We start from the raw sequence: 14,900 nt of genomic DNA on the forward strand, positions 1-14,900 counted from the left end.
TTTCAAGAGGACCAGAATGCACGACTCCCCCCGCACGAGACGCCTGCACATCACCGGCGCGCCCCGCAGCGGCACCACCCTGCTCCATGTCATGATCCTGACCTGTTTCGACATCGACGGGCCGGTCGAGGCGGAACAGCGGCTTCGTCGGCCCATCCCGCGCGATCGCCGCCTGGTCTGCACCAAATGTCCGGGCGAAGTGGAGGCGGCGGTCGCCATCCTGAAACTGGATCCCCGACTGGACGTCGTCTATCTGGCCCGCGATCCGCGGGAAGTGATCACCAGCGAACACGCTGCCTACCCCGGCCGCTATTTCACCAATTTGCGGGTCTGGCGCCGCGCCACCCGCGCCGCCGCCCGCGCCCGAAATCATCCGCGCTTTCATGTGGTCGATTATCGCCGACTGGTGACCGAGCCGGACGTGGTCCAGACCGAGCTGATGACCGTCATGCCCTGGCTGCGGCCGATTCGTCGCTTCTCGGACTATCACCTCGCCGTGGACCGGCCGAACGCCGAATGGGCTCCGGCCATGCGCCAGATCCGTCCCGTCTGTGCGTCCAGCCTGGGCGCTTGGCGCCGCCACCTGTCCCGGCTCCAGGGCCAGATAAACCGTCACGGCGACCTCGGCGCCGAGCTGATCGCCCTGGGCTACGAACCGGATCGCGGCTGGATGCATGTTCTGGACGGCGTCGAAGCCGACCTGACCCCCAGCGTGAACGCCGAGACCCCCTCGCTGCGCCGCCGCCTTAAAGAACGCCTCCCCCGCCTGCGCGACATGGCCCTCTATATGATCCGCAACCAGGGCGCTGCGGCACGGTCCTTGACCTTGCGGTGATCCCTCATGCCATGGTCACGAGATGAGCACCTGGCGCACCCGTATCGAACCCTTCACCCGCCCCCTGTTTTTCGTCTGGTCGCGGCTGACGCGCGGCAAGACATTGGGCGTCAGAGGCGTGGCGGTCGATGCGGGCGGGCGGGTGCTGCTGGTCAAACACACCTATCTGCCCGGCTGGTGGCTGCCCGGCGGCGGCGTGGACAAGGGCGAGACCACTCAGGACGCCGTGGTGCGCGAACTGAAGGAAGAGGCCGGCCTGATCGCCCGCACCCCGCCGCGCCTGATTTCCATCCACTCCAACGAGCGGTTCTTCCCCGGTGATCATGTCCTGGTCTTCCGCATCGACGCCTTCGACCTGGGCGAGCGGTCCAGCGAGGGCGAGATCGCCGAGATCGGCTGGTTCCACCCCGCCGTCCTGCCCGAGGACGTGAACCGGGGCACGCGCGCCCGCCTGGCCGAGATTTTCGACGAGGTACAAACCGATACAAATTGGTGAGACGGATCGCCCACAGGACGGCGTTATTCTGGGACGAACGAAAGGCTGTCCCATGCTCGTCTCCCGCCGCGCCGCCCTGCTGGGCCTGACCCTCGCCCCCCTATCGACCCCGGCCCTGGCCCAGCGCCGTCTCGCGCGACGGGGAAACGATTCCCGCCGCAGTTCCGTCGCCCCCGCCCAGACCTGGTCTTTCGGCCCCGACCCGCTCCAGGCCTATGACGTCTATGCGGACCTTGGAACCGGGCCGATCCTGATGTTCGTCCACGGCGGCGGCTGGTCGCGCGGCGAGCGGGCAATGGTCAGCGAACTGCCCGCCTACGCCCAACGTCACGGCCTGACCCTGGCCTCGACCAGCTATCGTCTGGCCCCCGCCGTCAGCGCCCGCGAGTCGGCCATGGACGTCGCCGCCGCCGTCGCCGACCTGAAACGCCGCCTGCCGGGCCGCCCCCTCTGTCTGCTGGGCCATTCGGCCGGCGCCCATCTGGCCGCCCTGGTCGGGATCGATCCCGACTATCTGGGCGCGGTCGGACTGAGGCCGTCGGATCTGGCGGGGGTCATCCTGCTGGACGGGGCGGGCTATGACGCCACCGCCCCGCGCGGCGACGGCCGCATCGACCAGTGGTTGGGCCAGACCTACGACCAGGCCTTCGGCGACCAGGCCGCCGCCCTGTCGCCGACCCTGCGCGTCCGACCCGGCGTCGCCTATCCGCCCTTCCTGATCTTCCACGTCGCCCGGCGCCAGGATTCGACCGTCCAGAGCCGAGGCCTGGCCGAGGCCCTGACCCGCGCCGGCGGTCGGGCAGAGGTCGTCGCCGCGCCCGACGACAGCCACATGACCATCAACCGCGGCTTCGGCGTCGCCGGCGACCCCGAGGGCGAACGCGCCGCCCGCTTCATCTCGGGCTAGCAAACGGCCGGAGCCGTGCTAGCCAAGGCGTATGAACCCGTCCCTGATCGCCATCCTCATCGTCGTCCTGGCCGGGGGCGCCACCGCCCTCCAGGCGCCGACCAACGCCAAGCTGGCGACCGCCGTCGCCTCGCCAGTCAATGCGGCCTTCATCTCCTTCGCCGTGGGCACGACGGTGCTGGGGATCGTCGCCGCCCTGATGCACACGCGCCCCGACTTCGCCGCCGCCCGGGCCCTGCCCTGGTACGCCTGGCTGGGCGGGGTCTACGGCGCCTGTTTCGTGGTCGCCGCCGCCTGGGGCGTGCCGCGCCTGGGCGTGGCCATGACCATCACCCTGATGGTCGGCGGCCAGCTGCTGCTCAGCCTGGTCCTCGACCATTTCGGCGCCCTGGGCGTGCCGCGCCAGCCGCTGAACCTGGGCCGTATCGCCGGGGTGGGCCTGGTTCTGGCGGGCGTCCTTCTGGTTCGGCGGTCGTGAGCCTATATCCAGCCGGATGACCGAGGAGACGCTCGATTCGAACCTGACGGCCGCCGCCCTGATCGCCGACGAGGCGCGTCGGGCGCCCGACAAGCCGGGCGTCTATCGCATGTATGGCGAGGACGGCTCATGCCTCTATGTCGGCAAGGCCAAGTCGCTGAAGAAGCGCATCGTTCAGTACGCCCAGGGCCGTTTCCACACCCAGCGCATCGGCCTGATGGTGGCCCAGACCCGGTCGATGGAGCTGGTCGTCACGGCGTCCGAGACCGAGGCCCTGCTGCTCGAATCCAACTTCATCAAGAAGCTGAAGCCGCGTTTCAACGTCCTGCTGCGCGATGACAAGTCCTTCGCCGAACTGATGATCCGCAGCGACCACCGCGCGCCCCAGGTGAAGAAACATCGCGGCGCCCACACCACCCCCGGCCACTATTTCGGCCCCTTCGCCTCGACCTGGGCGGTGAACCGGACCCTGAACACCCTGCAGAAGGCCTTCCTGCTTCGATCCTGTTCGGACAGCGTCTACGAGACCCGAACCCGCCCCTGTATGCTGCACCAGATCAAGCGCTGCTCGGCCCCCTGCACCGGCCTGATCTCGCTTGAGGACTACGGCGAACTGGTCACCGAGGCCGAACAGTTCCTGCGTGGCAAGTCGCGCGCAGTCATCAGCCGCCTGTCGCAGGAGATGCAGGCCGCTTCGGACGAGATGGACTTCGAACAGGCCGCCCGCGTGCGCGACCGCATCCGGGCCCTGTCGGCCATATCAATGGAGAACTCCGTCAGCGCCGACAGCGTCGCCGAGGGCGACGTCTTCGCCCTGCACTCCGACGGCGGCCAGGCCTGCGTCCAGGTCTTCTTCTACCGCGCCGGCCAGAACTGGGGCGGCCGCGCCTATTTCCCGCGCGTGGACAAGACCGACACCGATCCCGAGATCCTGGCCGCCTTCCTGGGCCAGTTCTATGAGGACAAGCCGATCCCGCGCCTGATCCTGTCCAACGTCCGCCCGCACGAGCTGGAGCTGCTGGAAGAGGCCTTCTCGATGAAGGCGGATCGCAAGATCGAGATCGTCCGCCCGATGCGCGGCGAGAAACTGGCCCTCGTCGACCACGCCCTGACCAACGCCCGCGAGGCTCTTGGACGCCGCCTGGCCGAAAGCTCTGCACAAGGGAAGATCCTGGACGAGGTCTGCGAGGCCTTTGGTCTGGAGACCCGGCCCGAGCGGATCGAGATCTACGACAACGCCCATATCCAGGGCACCAACGCGGTCGGCGGCATGGTCGTCGCCGGACCCGATGGTTTCCAGAAGTCGCAGTATCGCAAGTTCAACATCCGCGGCGAGGATCTGACGCCCGGCGACGACTACGGCATGATGCGCGAGGTGATGCGCCGCCGCTTCGCCCGCCTGGTCAAGGACGAGGAAGAGGGCGAGGACGCCGTCCGTCCCGACCTACTGCTGATCGACGGCGGCGCGGGCCAGTTGGCCGAGGTGCTGGCGGTCCTGGCCGATCTGGGCCTGGACGACATCGCGGTGGTCGGCGTCGCCAAGGGCCCGGACCGCGATGCGGGGATGGAGAAGTTCTTCATGCCCGGCAAAGCCCCCTTCATGCTGCCCCTGAAGTCGCCGGCCCTCTACTACCTCCAGCGGCTGCGCGACGAGGCCCACCGCTTCGCCAACGGCGCCCACGCCAAGCGCCGCTCGATGGACATCAAGAAGAATCCATTGGACGAGATCGAAGGCGTCGGCCCCGGCCGCAAGAAGGCCCTGCTCCACGCCTTCGGCTCCGCCAAGGGCGTCGGCCGCGCCTCGGTGTCGGACCTGGTCAAGGTGGACGGCATCAACCAGCCCCTGGCCGAACGCATCCACGCCTTCTTCAGACAGCCGTAGACCGCCTCACCACTCCAGCAGGGTCAGGCCGGGAATGTCGCGAAAGTCGTCGACGTTGCAGGTCACCAAGGTCGCGCCGGAAGTGATCGCCTGCGCCGCGATCATCCGATCCAGCACCTTGCGTCGTGAGAAGCCACAGGTTTCGACGATGACTCGGTACGCCTGCGCCTCGTCAGATCCGAATGGAAGCGCCGGCACGACCTCCAGCAGGGCGTCCAACCTCGCCCGCCGTTCTGCGGTGCTTGCGTCCAGCCGGCCAAGATCCGCTTCCAACTCAATACGGCTTATAACGGACAGCAGAAGCGGAGGATCGAGGGCGTCCACTCGCTCGTCGGTCAGCGCGTCGCCATCCCGCAGATGAATGGCGACATTGGTGTCAAGCATATAGGCCACGCCTAGAGACCCGGACGTTCGGGGACCTCGACCTCGTGACGAATACCGATGCTGGCCGGCTTAGGCAGGCTACGCAGCTTGGCCAGCATCTCTTTGACAGGCTTTCGCTTGGGCGAAATGGTCACGACGTCGCCCTTTCGATCGATCTCGACCTCGACGCCCGGCCCGAACGCAAACTCCTTCGGCAGGCGCACGGCTTCACTGTTGCCGCTGCGGAATGTTCGACTGGTGACCGGCATGGCGCGCTCCTTCGTATACACACGTATACACGATTTATCAGCGCCGCTCAAAGCGCTACAGGCGCGTCATGAGCGACATCGACGACGAACTGACCTCCGGCTATCGCAGGTTCCGTACCGAGCATTGGCCCGCCGCCCGCGCCGAGTATGAAGCCCTGGCCCAGGGCCAGAAGCCGCACACCCTGATCGTGGCCTGTTCCGACAGCCGCGCCGATCCGGCCCTGATCTTCGACGCCGCGCCCGGCCAGCTGTTCGTGGTGCGCAACGTCGCCAATCTAGTCCCGCCGTATGAGCCCGACGGCCTCCTGCACGGCGTGTCGGCGGCGCTGGAGTTCGGGGTCAAGGTGCTGAACGTCCAGCGCATCGTCGTCATGGGCCACGCCCACTGCGGCGGGGTGAACGCCATGCTGAACGGCGCGCCCGACATCTGCGCCGACTTCGTCGCCCCCTGGGTGGCCCAGGGCTCGGCCGTCGTCCGCCGCGTGGCCGAGGAAGTGTCCGAAGACCAGGTCGAGCGCGCTGCTGAAGAGGCCGTCGTCCGCCTGTCCATCGAAAACCTGCGCACCTTCCCTTGGATCGCAGAGCGCGAGGCCGCCGGCGAACTGACCCTGACCGGCCTTCATTTCGGCATCGCTGACGGCGTCCTGCGCGCCCTGACGAACAAGCCGAGGTTCGAACCGTTGGCGTGATTTGCGCAAAGTAGTGAAAAACACTACTATTGCCCCATGGAACGCATCATCACCGCGACCGAGGCCAATCGCGAGTTCTCGCGCATCTTTCGCGAGGTGGCGTCTGGCGAATCTTACGTCGTCACCGCTCGAGGCAAGCCGCTGGTGCGGATCACGCCGGCAACCGCCGGCGAGCAGACAGACGATGAACGCGTCGCCCGGCTGCACGCCTTGGTGGACGATTTGGCGGCCCTGCCTGCCCGCGCGCCCGGACGCATCACGCGTGAAGACGGTTACGCTTGAAACTGGCGCTCGACACCAACGTTCTGGGTTACGCCGCCGGCATCGGTGATGACGAACCAAAGCGTCAGCGCGCGATAGGAGTGCTGAAGACACTCGCCAAGCAGAACCTGGTCATCCCGACCCAGGTCGCTGGCGAGCTCTACAACATCCTGACACGCAAGGGTGGCCATCCGCCAAAGGTCGCTCGAAGGATCGTCCTCGACTGGAGCGCGGGCATTGGACTGACCGCCGCCACGGCCACGACCATGGACGCCGCTCTGGAGGCCGCGGCCTTCTTCAATCTGCCGATCTGGGACGCCTTGATCCTGACCATCGCCGCCGAAGCCGGCTGCGGCCTTCTGCTTTCCGAAGACATGCAGGACGGCTTCGTCTATCGAGGCGTCACCGTCGCCAACCCGTTCGCGGAGACGCCCCACCCCCTGCTTGCGTCCCTGCTGGAGACCCCGTCATGACCGCCCCCACGCACCGCGCCAATCCCATTCCGAACATCCTGACCGGCATCCGTCTGTTTGCCGGCGTGGTGATGTTCGCCATGATGGCCGGAGCGGCGCCCGGCGCGCTGGACGCCTGGCTCTCGCCTGAGGTTCAGTTGAAGTTCGGGGTCTGGGCCTTCTGGATCTTCGTCATCGCCGCCTCGACCGACTGGGTCGACGGGTTCCTGGCCCGGCGCTGGAATTCGACCACCCGCTGGGGCGCCATCCTGGACCCGATCGCCGACAAGGTGCTGATCACCGGCGCCATCCTGGGCGTACTGGCGTCCGGCTCCCTGCCGGGCATCGCCCTGCCCTGCGGCCTGATCCTGTTCCGTGAGTTCGCGGTCTCGGCTCTGCGCGAGACCATGGCGGGCCGTATCGAACTGCCCGTCACCCTGGCCGCCAAGTGGAAGACCACCGTGCAGATGGTCGCCCTCGCCGCACTCCAACTGACCCTGTTGTGGAGCGCCTTCGGGCTTCAGTATCCCGACGGGTCGCCCCTGGCCTGGCAGCCGGCGTTCGAATCCTTCGCCGTCTTCCTGATCTGGTTCGCCGCCGTCATCACCCTGTGGACCGGCTGGCAGTATTTCCACGAAGCCCGCCGCCAGATGCGGGACCTCTAAACCCGCTTCAGGGTCGCAGCGTCAGCCCGGTGGGGGTCGCCTCGAAGGCGGATAGACGGCCCAGATAGCTCATGCCCAGCAGCGAATAGGCCAGGCCTTCTTCGACGACCAGAGCTTCGACATTATCGACCCGAACCCCGGCGACCGAGATCGACTTCAGCTCGACCGGCGCAGCGCGCACCACGCCGGACGCGGTCTGAACCTTGCCCGTAAAGGCCTCCGGCGCCGGATCGACGCCCAGTCGGCGTGCGTCGGCGCGGGTCAGGGCCACCACGCTGGCGCCGGTGTCGACCAGAACCTGAACCGCCCGACCGTCGATCCTGGCCTGAGCCCAGTAGTGGCCGTCCGGCCCCTTGACCACCTGGGTCGCGGTCCCGGAGGCCGGTGCGGCGACCTCGGTCGAGGCGCTCCCCGTCGAAGCCGCCATCGCAGCCTCGCCGCCGTCCAGATGGCGGATCGTCAGGGCGGTCGCGAACGAGGCCACAAGGGCGACGCTCAACACGGCGACGGACTGAAGGTCGATACGGATCATGCCCCCTGCATATCCGCCCCAGGTTGGAATGGGGTGAAACGACTTGGCTGACGAAACCTTAAGGCCCGGCCTAGCCCAGCTTGGCCGGGTCGATGCGGTCGCGTCGGGACGGCAGCTCGGCCATCACCGCCGCCCGCTCCGCATCGCTCAGCGTCCGCCAGCCGGCGATCTCGCTCAAGCTGCGGAAACATCCCAGGCACAGGCCGGTGGCTCCATCCACCGCGCACACCATGACGCAGGGGGTGGCGATCGCCTTAGGCGGCCCTGGTCTTTGCGATCCCGGCGGGGGCGTCTCGCTCAATGTGACACCATAAAGAAATATACTCCGCTTCCTGATCGAAAAATTTGCAATTAACTCAAAACTGGCTATCTTGGCCTCTGACGCGAAACGACTGAGGGTGAGATTCCCAAAGGTACGACGCGTCTCTTTTCATCGTTCTGGGAAAGGAGACGCCAAGATGAACGATAAGGAGCGTAACCTCCAACACGCCATGATGTCCTTTGCTCTGTGGGGCGGGATGCTGGTCAATAGTCGGCATATGCCGTCGAACTCGGGACGTGTGGTCAGCCACCCGTCCAACTTCGTACCCTATACGCCCAAGAAACGCTGACGGCCTCGAAAGCCTGATGCTGCGGAAGCCCCGGTCCGGCCGGGGCTTTTGCAATTCCGGACTTGCCTGACGCGGCGTCGGCGTCCGATGACGGGATGAACCGAGGGAGACGACCGATGGGCCTGATCGCCGAGACGAGACAGGGCGCGATCCTGATCTGGACGCTGGACCGCGAGGCCCGGCTGAACGCCCTGCCCGACCTGAGCGACGGCGACGAATTCGCCGAGGCCTGCGCTCGCGCCAATGCGGACATGACGGTCAAATGCGTGGTCCTGACCGGCGCCGGGCGGGCCTTTTCTGCAGGCGGAGATCTGACCGCCATGCGCGACCGGCGCGATCTGTTCGAAGGCTCGGGCGCCGAGATCCGCGCCCGCTATCGCCGCGTCGTCCACCGGATCGTCCGCAGCCTCTATGATCTGGAGATCCCCCTGGTCTCGGCCGTCAACGGTCCGGCCATGGGCCTGGGCTGTGGCATAGCCGCCACGGCCGACATCCGCATCGCGTCGGACCGCGCAAGCTTCGGCGTACCCTTTCTGAAGCTGGGCATCATCCCCGGCGACGGCGGGGCCTGGCGCCTGCCGCGCGACATCGGCTACGCCCGCGCCGCCGAAATGCTGTTCACCGGCCGCAGCATCGACGCCGAGACGGCCGAACGCTGGGGCCTGGTCAACCGGGTCGTGCCGCACGACCGGCTGATGGACGAAGCCCTGATCACCGCCGGTGAAATCGCCGCCCAGCCGCCCCAGGCCCTGCGCATGGCCAAGACCCTGATGCGTCAGGGCCGGGACCAGACCTTCGAACAGATTCTGGAACTGTCGGCCGCTATGCAGGCCCTCGCCCATATGACCGACGACCACCTGGAAGGCGTGAACGCGGTGCTGGAAAAGCGGTCGGGCGACTTCACCGGCCGCTGATCCGCGTTCTTACTGGGCGCGCATCGCCTGGTTCGGGCCGACGCCCGCGGCGACCGCGCGCTTTGCCCCTGCGGTTTCGCCCGGTTTCATGAACTTGACCAGGACGCGCTGGCCGATCAGCAAGGGCGCGTCGCCGGCCGAGGCCACCACCTCCACCACCCGCTCGTCGGTGCGCTGCGAGGGATCATCCGAGGCGAGTTTGCGGGCGCCGAACACGGCCGCCCGCCGCATCACTGCGCCGATATAGACCTTGCTGGTGTCGCCTTCGGGCGTGATCTCGACGGCCTGACCGTCACGCAGGTTCGGCAGGTCGCTTTCCACCACTTCGGCGCGGACGATGCGCGGCGCATCCGGCTCCAGATCGAACATGTTGGAGACATTGAGGGTCGAGGCGCCGGCGCCGGGGTTGGCGTAACGGCGCACGATCCGACCGTTGCTAGGCGCGCGGATGATGGTCAGCTCCTGATTATAGCGCGCCTCCTCCAGACGGGCGCGCGCCGTCTGCACTGCGGCCGTCTGCGACCCGAGGCGGGCCTGGGCCACGGCGATCTGGTCTTCGGCCTGGTCAATGCGCTGGGCGGCGACGAAGTTGGTGGCGACCAGTCGTTGCAGACGGTCGCGTTCGCGCCGTGCGGTGCGGATATCGACGCGGATTTGGGCCAACTCGCTCTCGGCCTGGGCCACGGCGGCCGCCGCGCTTTGCACCGCAAGCCTCGGCTCGTCATCTTCCTGGCGCGCCAGGATCTGGCCGGCGACGACGGTGTCGCCCTCCTGCACCAACACTTCACGCACGATGCCGCCGCGACGGGCCGCGATCTGGATGATGCCGCCCTCGACATCGACCTTGCCGTTGGCGATGGCCGCATAGGGGCTCTCGACCTTGGTCGCGGCGGCCTTCTCCTGTTCGACCTTCTTGGTCTTGGCGGCCGACTGGAACAGCATGAAGCCGACCACCAGCACGATAACCAGCAACAGGCCGATCCAGGTGCGTTTTTTCTTCAGAAAGCCGGGCATGGGCGTATCGTCCTAAGGGATTTCGTCGTTGTTCAGTGGGACGCCAGGATGGCGTTCGGATCGGGTATGCGGCGCTGATCGTCCAGGATCTTGCCGTCTTCGATATGGATGACCCGGTCGGCCCAGGCCTCCAGGCGCGGGTCGTGGGTCACGCAGATCACGGCGGCGCCGTGTTCTGTGGCGGCGCGGCGCAGCAGCTTGATCACCACCTGGCCGTTCTCGCCGTCCAGGGCCGAGGTCGGTTCGTCGGCGAACAGGATCTTGGGGTCCTTGGCCAGGGCGCGGGCGATAGCGACCCGCTGCTTCTCCCCGCCCGACAGGGCCGCCGGCCGCTGGTGCAGGCGATGCCCCAGGCCGACCTCTTCCAGCGCCGTCGTGGCGCGCGTCTTCGCCTGACCCGAGCTCAGCCCCTGGAACTTCAGCACGGTCTCGACCTGCTGCAGCGCCGTCAGGGCCGGGAATAGGTTGAAACCCTGGAAGATGAAGCCGCAATTATCCAGCCGGAACTTGTCGATCCGACCCGACGAATATTTCCACAGATCATCGACATCCAGCGCATCGACCCGTCCCTCTTCGGGGCGCAGCAGGCCGGACAGGGCCGCAATCAGGGTCGATTTGCCCGACCCCGAGGGTCCCATGACCATGGTCAGGTCGCCATGCTTGGCATCGAAATCGACGCCCTTCAGCACCTCGACCCAGGACTTGCCCGACTTGAACCGCTTGACCAGACCCTTGGCCTCGATGGCGAAATCGCCGTGCTTGCCGTGAACCTTGGTGTGACCGAATGCCATGTCGTTCATCGCAGCAGGTCCGCAGGTTGGCTGTTCTTGAGGATGCCCAGCGACAGCAGGCCGGACACCATGGAGATCAGGATCAGGCCGATCCCCACGACCAGCAGCAGGCTGAACGGCAGGGCGATGATCACCGCACCCGCCATGGCCAGCAAGGACACCAGCCAGGTCAGGAAGATGGCGGCGAACACGCCCACCACCCCGACCCAGAAGCTGAGCTCGACCACGATCCGCCGCAGCGACCCCATGCCCACGCCAAGCGCCCGCAGCGAAGCGAACTCCTTGATATTGGCCATGATGGCCCCGCGCAGCGTCTGCCAGGTGATGGCCACGCCGATGATGATCCCCAGCACGACGCAGCCGCCGATGATGATGACCAGAATGCCTTCCTCGAACATGGCGCCGGCGTTGGCTTCGGCCAGCTGCTGTTTGGTCCAGGCCTTCCACTGGCCGGAGCCCATCTCGTTCAACTGAGCCACGACGATCGGCGCGCGCGCCGGGTCGCGCAGTTTGACCATCAGCGGGCCGACGCGCGGTCCGGTGTCCGCCTGGCCCAGCATCCGCAGGGTGTCACGCGACATCACCACCCCGGGCTGCATCATATTGGGGTAGCCGCGGGTCACGCCGACGATGGTGACCGTCTGGCCGTTGTACAGCGCCTTGTCCCCCAGCTTGACGCCCAGGGTCGACAGCGCCGTCTCGTCCACCGCCACGGTGTAGGGCTGACGCAGGGCGTCGACCAGTTCCTGGGAATAGTCGGTGGGGATGGTCACCGACCCCGGACGGGTGTCGATAATGCTGGCCTGCACGAACTTCTGACGCGGCGCGCCCTGGCTGGCGTTGTCGGCCTGACTCTTGGTCGGATCGACATCCTTGATGTTCTGGAAAGTACCCCCGGCGCCGTCCAGCGGCATGACCTCGATCACCTCGGGGTGATTATAGGCCAGCGGAATGAACCGGCGCGGCACGCCCGACGGTCCGTTGATCAGGCTCTTGGCGCCCGGCTGCAAAATGAAGATGTCCGCGCCAGACCGTTCGATGGTCGCCGTGAACCCCTTGCCGATGCCGATGAAGACACCAGTCATCGCCAGGACCAACAGCCCTGACAGGGCCAGGGCCATGACGGCCGCCATATAGCGGCGCCACTCGAACAGCAGCGTAGATAGCGCAAGCGACATGATTGCCGATAAACCCCCGATACGTCTGCCTATCTGAGCGCGCGTCGCCTCACCGCCAAGTTAAATCGGGGTAAGGCTGGCAGTTCGCCGCGTTGCAGCGGATGGGCCGAGCCACTATGGCGTCTCAGCCTCTTGGCGACGCCGGCGAAACGGCGCTAGTTACAAGATAACAGACGGAACAGCGCGTTCCGCCCTCTGAAGGAAACCCCGAATGTCGTTGCCATCCCTTCGTCTCACCGCCTCGCTGGCCGCCCTCGGCGCCGCGACCGTCGTCCTGTCCGCCCCCGCGACCCCGGCCCGCGCCGACGAAGGCATGTGGACCTTCGACAACTTCCCCATCGCGACGGTGAACGAGAAGTACGGCACGAACATCGACCAGGCCTGGCTGGACCGCGTGCGCAACGCCGCCGTCCGCCTGCAGGGCTGCTCGGCCTCGCTGGTTTCGGGCGAAGGTCTGATCCTGACCAACCACCACTGCGTCGTCTCCTGCGTCCAGGATCTGTCCACGGCCGAGAACGACTACGTCAAGAACGGCTGGATGCCCGCCACCCGCAAGGAAGAGAAGAAGTGCCCCGGCCAGACGGCCGAGATCCTGACCGACATCACCGACGTGACCGACCGGGTCGTCGGCGCCGGCGCCGGGCTTGAGGGCGCCGCCTTCGTCCGCGCCCGCGCCGCCGAGATCGACAAGATCCAGAAAGAGGTCTGCGGCGACGACCAGAAGCTGACCTGCCAGGTCATCAGCTTCTACCGCGGCGGTCAGTACAAGCTTTACAAGTTCCGCAAGTATGACGACGTGCGCCTGGTCTTCGCGCCCGAGTTCCAGGCGGCCTTCTTCGGCGGCGACCCGGACAATTTCAACTTCCCGCGCTACGCCCTGGATGCCGGTTTCCTGCGCATCTACGAGGACGGCAAGCCCGTCGCCACGCCGAACCACCTGACGTGGAACCCCAACGCGCCCAAGGAAGGCGACGTCACCTTCGTCGCCGGCAATCCCGGCTCCACCTCGCGCCTGCTGACCATGGCCCAGCTGGAGGCCCTGCGTGACCAGCAACTGCCGATCAGCCTGATCCAGTCGTCGGAACTGCGTGGCCGCCTGCTCGAATATTCGACCACCGGCGAAGAGGCCAAGCGGGTCTCGGTCGATCCGATCTTCGGCCTGGAGAACGGCTTCAAGGTCAACTACGGCCAGCAGGGCGCTCTGACCGATCCGGCCTTCATGGCGACCAAGCGGGCGGCCGAACAGGAGCTGCGCCAGCGCGTCGCCGCCGACCCGGCCCTGGCCCAGCGCATCGGCGACCCGTGGGCCGAGCTGGAGCGCGTTTCGACCGCCCAACGCGACCTCTACCTGCCGTACCGCCAGCTGGAATCCGCCGCCGGCCAACGCTCGTCGCTCTACAGCTACGCCCGTTCCATCGTCCGCGCCTCCAAGGAACGCGCCAAGCCCGTCGCCGAACGCCGCGCCGGCTATTCGGACGCCGACATCGCGTCGCTGGGCCGCCGCCTGGCGACCGAGACCCCGATCTCCAACGATCTCGAGAAGATCTATCTGGATTTCTGGCTGTCCAAGACCCGCGAATATCTGACCGTCGACAACGCCAATGTGAAGGCTCTGCTGGGCAAGGAAAGCCCGGAGCAGATCGCCGCGCGCCTGGTGGACGGCACCCGCCTGGCCGACCCGGCCTTCCGCGCCCAGGCCCTGGCCATGACGCCGGAACAGCTGGCCGCCTCGGGCGATCCGCTGATCGCCTTCGTTCTGGCCAATGACGACGCGGCCCAGGCGATCCGCACCCAATGGGAATCGGCCGTGTCCGGCCCGACCAGCCGCGCCGGCGAAAAGATCGCCCAGGCCCGGTTCGCCGTCTACGGAACCAACCTGTATCCCGACGCCACCTTCAGCCTGCGCCTGTCCTACGGCCAGGTGAAGGGCTGGACCTATCGCGGCGTGACGGTGACGCCCTTCACCGAGATCGGCGGCCTGTACGAGCGCAATACCGGGGCTGAGCCCTTCAACGCGGCCGAGGACTGGGTGGCGGCCGAGGGCAAGATCAACAAGTCGACCGTCTATGACTTCGTCTCGACCAATGACATCATCGGCGGCAACTCGGGCTCGCCCGTGATCAACGCCAAGGGCGAAGTCATCGGCGCCGCCTTCGACGGCAACATCCACTCGCTGGGCGGCAGCTTCGGCTACGACGGCGAGCTGAACCGCACGGTGACGGTCTCGACCGCCGCCATCACCGAAGCCCTGCGCAACGTCTACAACCAGCCGCGCCTGCTGCGCGAACTGGGCGTGCGGCGGTAAGACTACGCGTCTCCTCCCCATTCGCCTCTTGCGAATGGGGAGGGGGACCGCCGGCGAAGCCGGGGGTGGAGGGGCTCTTCACCACCGCACCGGATTTCTTCCTTCTCCCCTTGCGGGAGAAGGTGGCTCGCGAAGCGAGACGGATGAGGGGTCGGTTGATACAACTCCCCTTCATCCGCCCTCGGGCGGCCAGCAACCCCTCATCCGAGCCCTTCGGGCCCACCTTCTCCCGCAAGGGGAGAAGGAAGATCAGGACCA

General features: G+C 66.9%; 19 protein-coding genes. 12 read left to right on the plus strand and 7 right to left on the minus strand.

From position 1 onward, the window contains the following. Positions 1-16: 16 nt before the first annotated feature. From PKE72_RS00915 to uvrC, 5 genes are read left to right on the plus strand one after another with little or no spacing between them, the layout of a single operon-like run. Positions 17-835 carry a sulfotransferase gene (locus tag PKE72_RS00915; RefSeq protein ID WP_271163595.1) on the plus strand — a complete coding sequence of 273 codons (819 nt, stop codon included), beginning with the start codon at positions 17-19 and terminating at the stop codon, positions 833-835. Positions 836-857: 22 nt separating this feature from the next. Further along, on the plus strand, positions 858-1,331 hold the full coding sequence (locus PKE72_RS00920) for an NUDIX domain-containing protein (protein ID WP_271163596.1): 474 nt from the start codon (positions 858-860) through the stop codon (positions 1,329-1,331). Positions 1,332-1,383: 52 nt separating this feature from the next. Beyond that, positions 1,384-2,238 (plus strand): alpha/beta hydrolase, encoded by an 855-nt coding sequence (locus tag PKE72_RS00925; protein WP_271163597.1) that lies wholly within the window; start codon positions 1,384-1,386, stop codon positions 2,236-2,238. A 31-nt stretch (positions 2,239-2,269) separates the two neighbouring features. Continuing rightward, positions 2,270-2,716, plus strand: coding sequence for a DMT family transporter (locus PKE72_RS00930; protein ID WP_271163598.1), 447 nt, complete (start codon positions 2,270-2,272; stop codon positions 2,714-2,716). 16 nt (positions 2,717-2,732) lie between these two features. Continuing rightward, positions 2,733-4,598: an excinuclease ABC subunit UvrC gene (uvrC, locus tag PKE72_RS00935; RefSeq protein WP_271163599.1), complete on the plus strand. Its 1,866-nt coding sequence runs from the start codon at positions 2,733-2,735 to the stop codon at positions 4,596-4,598. A 6-nt stretch (positions 4,599-4,604) separates the two neighbouring features. On the opposite strand, the gene PKE72_RS00940 is transcribed toward uvrC, so the two are convergent. After that, positions 4,605-4,982, minus strand: a complete 378-nt coding sequence (locus PKE72_RS00940) for a PIN domain-containing protein (RefSeq protein WP_271163600.1) — start codon at positions 4,980-4,982, stop codon at positions 4,605-4,607. An 11-nt stretch (positions 4,983-4,993) separates the two neighbouring features. After that, positions 4,994-5,230: an antitoxin gene (locus PKE72_RS00945; RefSeq protein ID WP_271163601.1), complete on the minus strand. Its 237-nt coding sequence runs from the start codon at positions 5,228-5,230 to the stop codon at positions 4,994-4,996. Positions 5,231-5,298: 68 nt separating this feature from the next. Here PKE72_RS00945 and PKE72_RS00950 point away from each other — a divergent pair, with 68 nt between their 5' ends. From PKE72_RS00950 to pgsA, 4 genes are read left to right on the plus strand one after another with little or no spacing between them, the layout of a single operon-like run. Next, a complete protein-coding gene (locus tag PKE72_RS00950) occupies positions 5,299-5,919 on the plus strand; it encodes a carbonic anhydrase (RefSeq protein WP_271163602.1) in 621 nt (206 codons plus the stop codon). Between the two features lie 36 nt (positions 5,920-5,955). Beyond that, the gene (locus PKE72_RS00955; protein WP_271163603.1) at positions 5,956-6,201 is read left to right on the plus strand and encodes a type II toxin-antitoxin system Phd/YefM family antitoxin; all 246 of its coding nucleotides are present in this window, start codon (positions 5,956-5,958) and stop codon (positions 6,199-6,201) included. Next, complete coding sequence (locus PKE72_RS00960) at positions 6,198-6,653, plus strand: PIN domain-containing protein (protein ID WP_271163604.1); 456 nt, start codon at positions 6,198-6,200, stop codon at positions 6,651-6,653. Before PKE72_RS00955 ends, PKE72_RS00960 begins: the two co-directional genes overlap by 4 nt. Further along, the gene (gene pgsA, locus PKE72_RS00965; protein WP_267515671.1) at positions 6,650-7,297 is read left to right on the plus strand and encodes a CDP-diacylglycerol--glycerol-3-phosphate 3-phosphatidyltransferase; all 648 of its coding nucleotides are present in this window, start codon (positions 6,650-6,652) and stop codon (positions 7,295-7,297) included. Before PKE72_RS00960 ends, pgsA begins: the two co-directional genes overlap by 4 nt. 7 nt (positions 7,298-7,304) lie before the next feature. Here the strand turns inward: pgsA and PKE72_RS00970 are convergent, their stop codons facing one another. Beyond that, positions 7,305-7,829: a retropepsin-like aspartic protease family protein gene (locus tag PKE72_RS00970; RefSeq protein WP_271163605.1), complete on the minus strand. Its 525-nt coding sequence runs from the start codon at positions 7,827-7,829 to the stop codon at positions 7,305-7,307. A gap of 70 nt (positions 7,830-7,899) precedes the next feature. Next, positions 7,900-8,061, minus strand: a complete 162-nt coding sequence (locus PKE72_RS00975) for a DUF1289 domain-containing protein (RefSeq protein WP_271163899.1) — start codon at positions 8,059-8,061, stop codon at positions 7,900-7,902. 226 nt (positions 8,062-8,287) lie between these two features. On the opposite strand from PKE72_RS00975, the gene PKE72_RS00980 reads away from it, so the two are divergent. Together PKE72_RS00980 and PKE72_RS00985 are read left to right on the plus strand one after the other, a co-directional pair. Beyond that, positions 8,288-8,440: a hypothetical protein gene (locus tag PKE72_RS00980; protein WP_183196055.1), complete on the plus strand. Its 153-nt coding sequence runs from the start codon at positions 8,288-8,290 to the stop codon at positions 8,438-8,440. 116 nt (positions 8,441-8,556) lie between these two features. Beyond that, a complete protein-coding gene (locus PKE72_RS00985) occupies positions 8,557-9,354 on the plus strand; it encodes a crotonase/enoyl-CoA hydratase family protein (protein ID WP_271163606.1) in 798 nt (265 codons plus the stop codon). Positions 9,355-9,363: 9 nt separating this feature from the next. Here PKE72_RS00985 and PKE72_RS00990 read toward each other — a convergent pair whose 3' ends face one another. Genes PKE72_RS00990 through PKE72_RS01000 form a run of 3 tightly spaced genes read right to left on the minus strand, consistent with a single transcriptional unit; the run spans position 9,364 to position 12,337 of the window. After that, positions 9,364-10,368 (minus strand): HlyD family secretion protein, encoded by a 1,005-nt coding sequence (locus tag PKE72_RS00990; RefSeq protein ID WP_271163607.1) that lies wholly within the window; start codon positions 10,366-10,368, stop codon positions 9,364-9,366. Positions 10,369-10,400: 32 nt separating this feature from the next. Next, complete coding sequence (locus PKE72_RS00995) at positions 10,401-11,168, minus strand: ABC transporter ATP-binding protein (protein ID WP_373878059.1); 768 nt, start codon at positions 11,166-11,168, stop codon at positions 10,401-10,403. Beyond that, the gene (locus tag PKE72_RS01000; RefSeq protein ID WP_271163608.1) at positions 11,165-12,337 is read right to left on the minus strand and encodes an ABC transporter permease; all 1,173 of its coding nucleotides are present in this window, start codon (positions 12,335-12,337) and stop codon (positions 11,165-11,167) included. Before PKE72_RS01000 ends, PKE72_RS00995 begins: the two co-directional genes overlap by 4 nt. Before the next feature lie 211 nt (positions 12,338-12,548). On the opposite strand from PKE72_RS01000, the gene PKE72_RS01005 reads away from it, so the two are divergent. Further along, positions 12,549-14,642 (plus strand): S46 family peptidase, encoded by a 2,094-nt coding sequence (locus tag PKE72_RS01005; protein ID WP_271163609.1) that lies wholly within the window; start codon positions 12,549-12,551, stop codon positions 14,640-14,642. Positions 14,643-14,900: the final 258 nt, after the last annotated feature.

Source organism: Brevundimonas intermedia (genome assembly GCF_027922165.1).
GTDB classification, from domain to species: Bacteria; Pseudomonadota; Alphaproteobacteria; order Caulobacterales; family Caulobacteraceae; genus Brevundimonas; species Brevundimonas intermedia.

What these genes read in the sequence shown, in the direction of transcription:
- PKE72_RS00915 (WP_271163595.1), top strand. Translation starts at nt 17, where the DNA reads ATGCACGACTCCCCCCGCACGAGACGCCTGCACATCACCGGCGCGCCC.
- PKE72_RS00920 (WP_271163596.1), top strand. Translation starts at nt 858, where the DNA reads ATGAGCACCTGGCGCACCCGTATCGAACCCTTCACCCGCCCCCTGTTT.
- PKE72_RS00925 (WP_271163597.1), top strand. Translation starts at nt 1,384, where the DNA reads ATGCTCGTCTCCCGCCGCGCCGCCCTGCTGGGCCTGACCCTCGCCCCC.
- PKE72_RS00930 (WP_271163598.1), top strand. Translation starts at nt 2,270, where the DNA reads ATGAACCCGTCCCTGATCGCCATCCTCATCGTCGTCCTGGCCGGGGGC.
- uvrC (WP_271163599.1), top strand. Translation starts at nt 2,733, where the DNA reads ATGACCGAGGAGACGCTCGATTCGAACCTGACGGCCGCCGCCCTGATC.
- PKE72_RS00940 (WP_271163600.1), bottom strand. Translation starts at nt 4,982, where the DNA reads ATGCTTGACACCAATGTCGCCATTCATCTGCGGGATGGCGACGCGCTG.
- PKE72_RS00945 (WP_271163601.1), bottom strand. Translation starts at nt 5,230, where the DNA reads ATGCCGGTCACCAGTCGAACATTCCGCAGCGGCAACAGTGAAGCCGTG.
- PKE72_RS00950 (WP_271163602.1), top strand. Translation starts at nt 5,299, where the DNA reads ATGAGCGACATCGACGACGAACTGACCTCCGGCTATCGCAGGTTCCGT.
- PKE72_RS00955 (WP_271163603.1), top strand. Translation starts at nt 5,956, where the DNA reads ATGGAACGCATCATCACCGCGACCGAGGCCAATCGCGAGTTCTCGCGC.
- pgsA (WP_267515671.1), top strand. Translation starts at nt 6,650, where the DNA reads ATGACCGCCCCCACGCACCGCGCCAATCCCATTCCGAACATCCTGACC.
- PKE72_RS00970 (WP_271163605.1), bottom strand. Translation starts at nt 7,829, where the DNA reads ATGATCCGTATCGACCTTCAGTCCGTCGCCGTGTTGAGCGTCGCCCTT.
- PKE72_RS00975 (WP_271163899.1), bottom strand. Translation starts at nt 8,061, where the DNA reads ATGGTGTGCGCGGTGGATGGAGCCACCGGCCTGTGCCTGGGATGTTTC.
- PKE72_RS00980 (WP_183196055.1), top strand. Translation starts at nt 8,288, where the DNA reads ATGAACGATAAGGAGCGTAACCTCCAACACGCCATGATGTCCTTTGCT.
- PKE72_RS00985 (WP_271163606.1), top strand. Translation starts at nt 8,557, where the DNA reads ATGGGCCTGATCGCCGAGACGAGACAGGGCGCGATCCTGATCTGGACG.
- PKE72_RS00990 (WP_271163607.1), bottom strand. Translation starts at nt 10,368, where the DNA reads ATGCCCGGCTTTCTGAAGAAAAAACGCACCTGGATCGGCCTGTTGCTG.
- PKE72_RS00995 (WP_373878059.1), bottom strand. Translation starts at nt 11,168, where the DNA reads ATGAACGACATGGCATTCGGTCACACCAAGGTTCACGGCAAGCACGGC.
- PKE72_RS01000 (WP_271163608.1), bottom strand. Translation starts at nt 12,337, where the DNA reads ATGTCGCTTGCGCTATCTACGCTGCTGTTCGAGTGGCGCCGCTATATG.
- PKE72_RS01005 (WP_271163609.1), top strand. Translation starts at nt 12,549, where the DNA reads ATGTCGTTGCCATCCCTTCGTCTCACCGCCTCGCTGGCCGCCCTCGGC.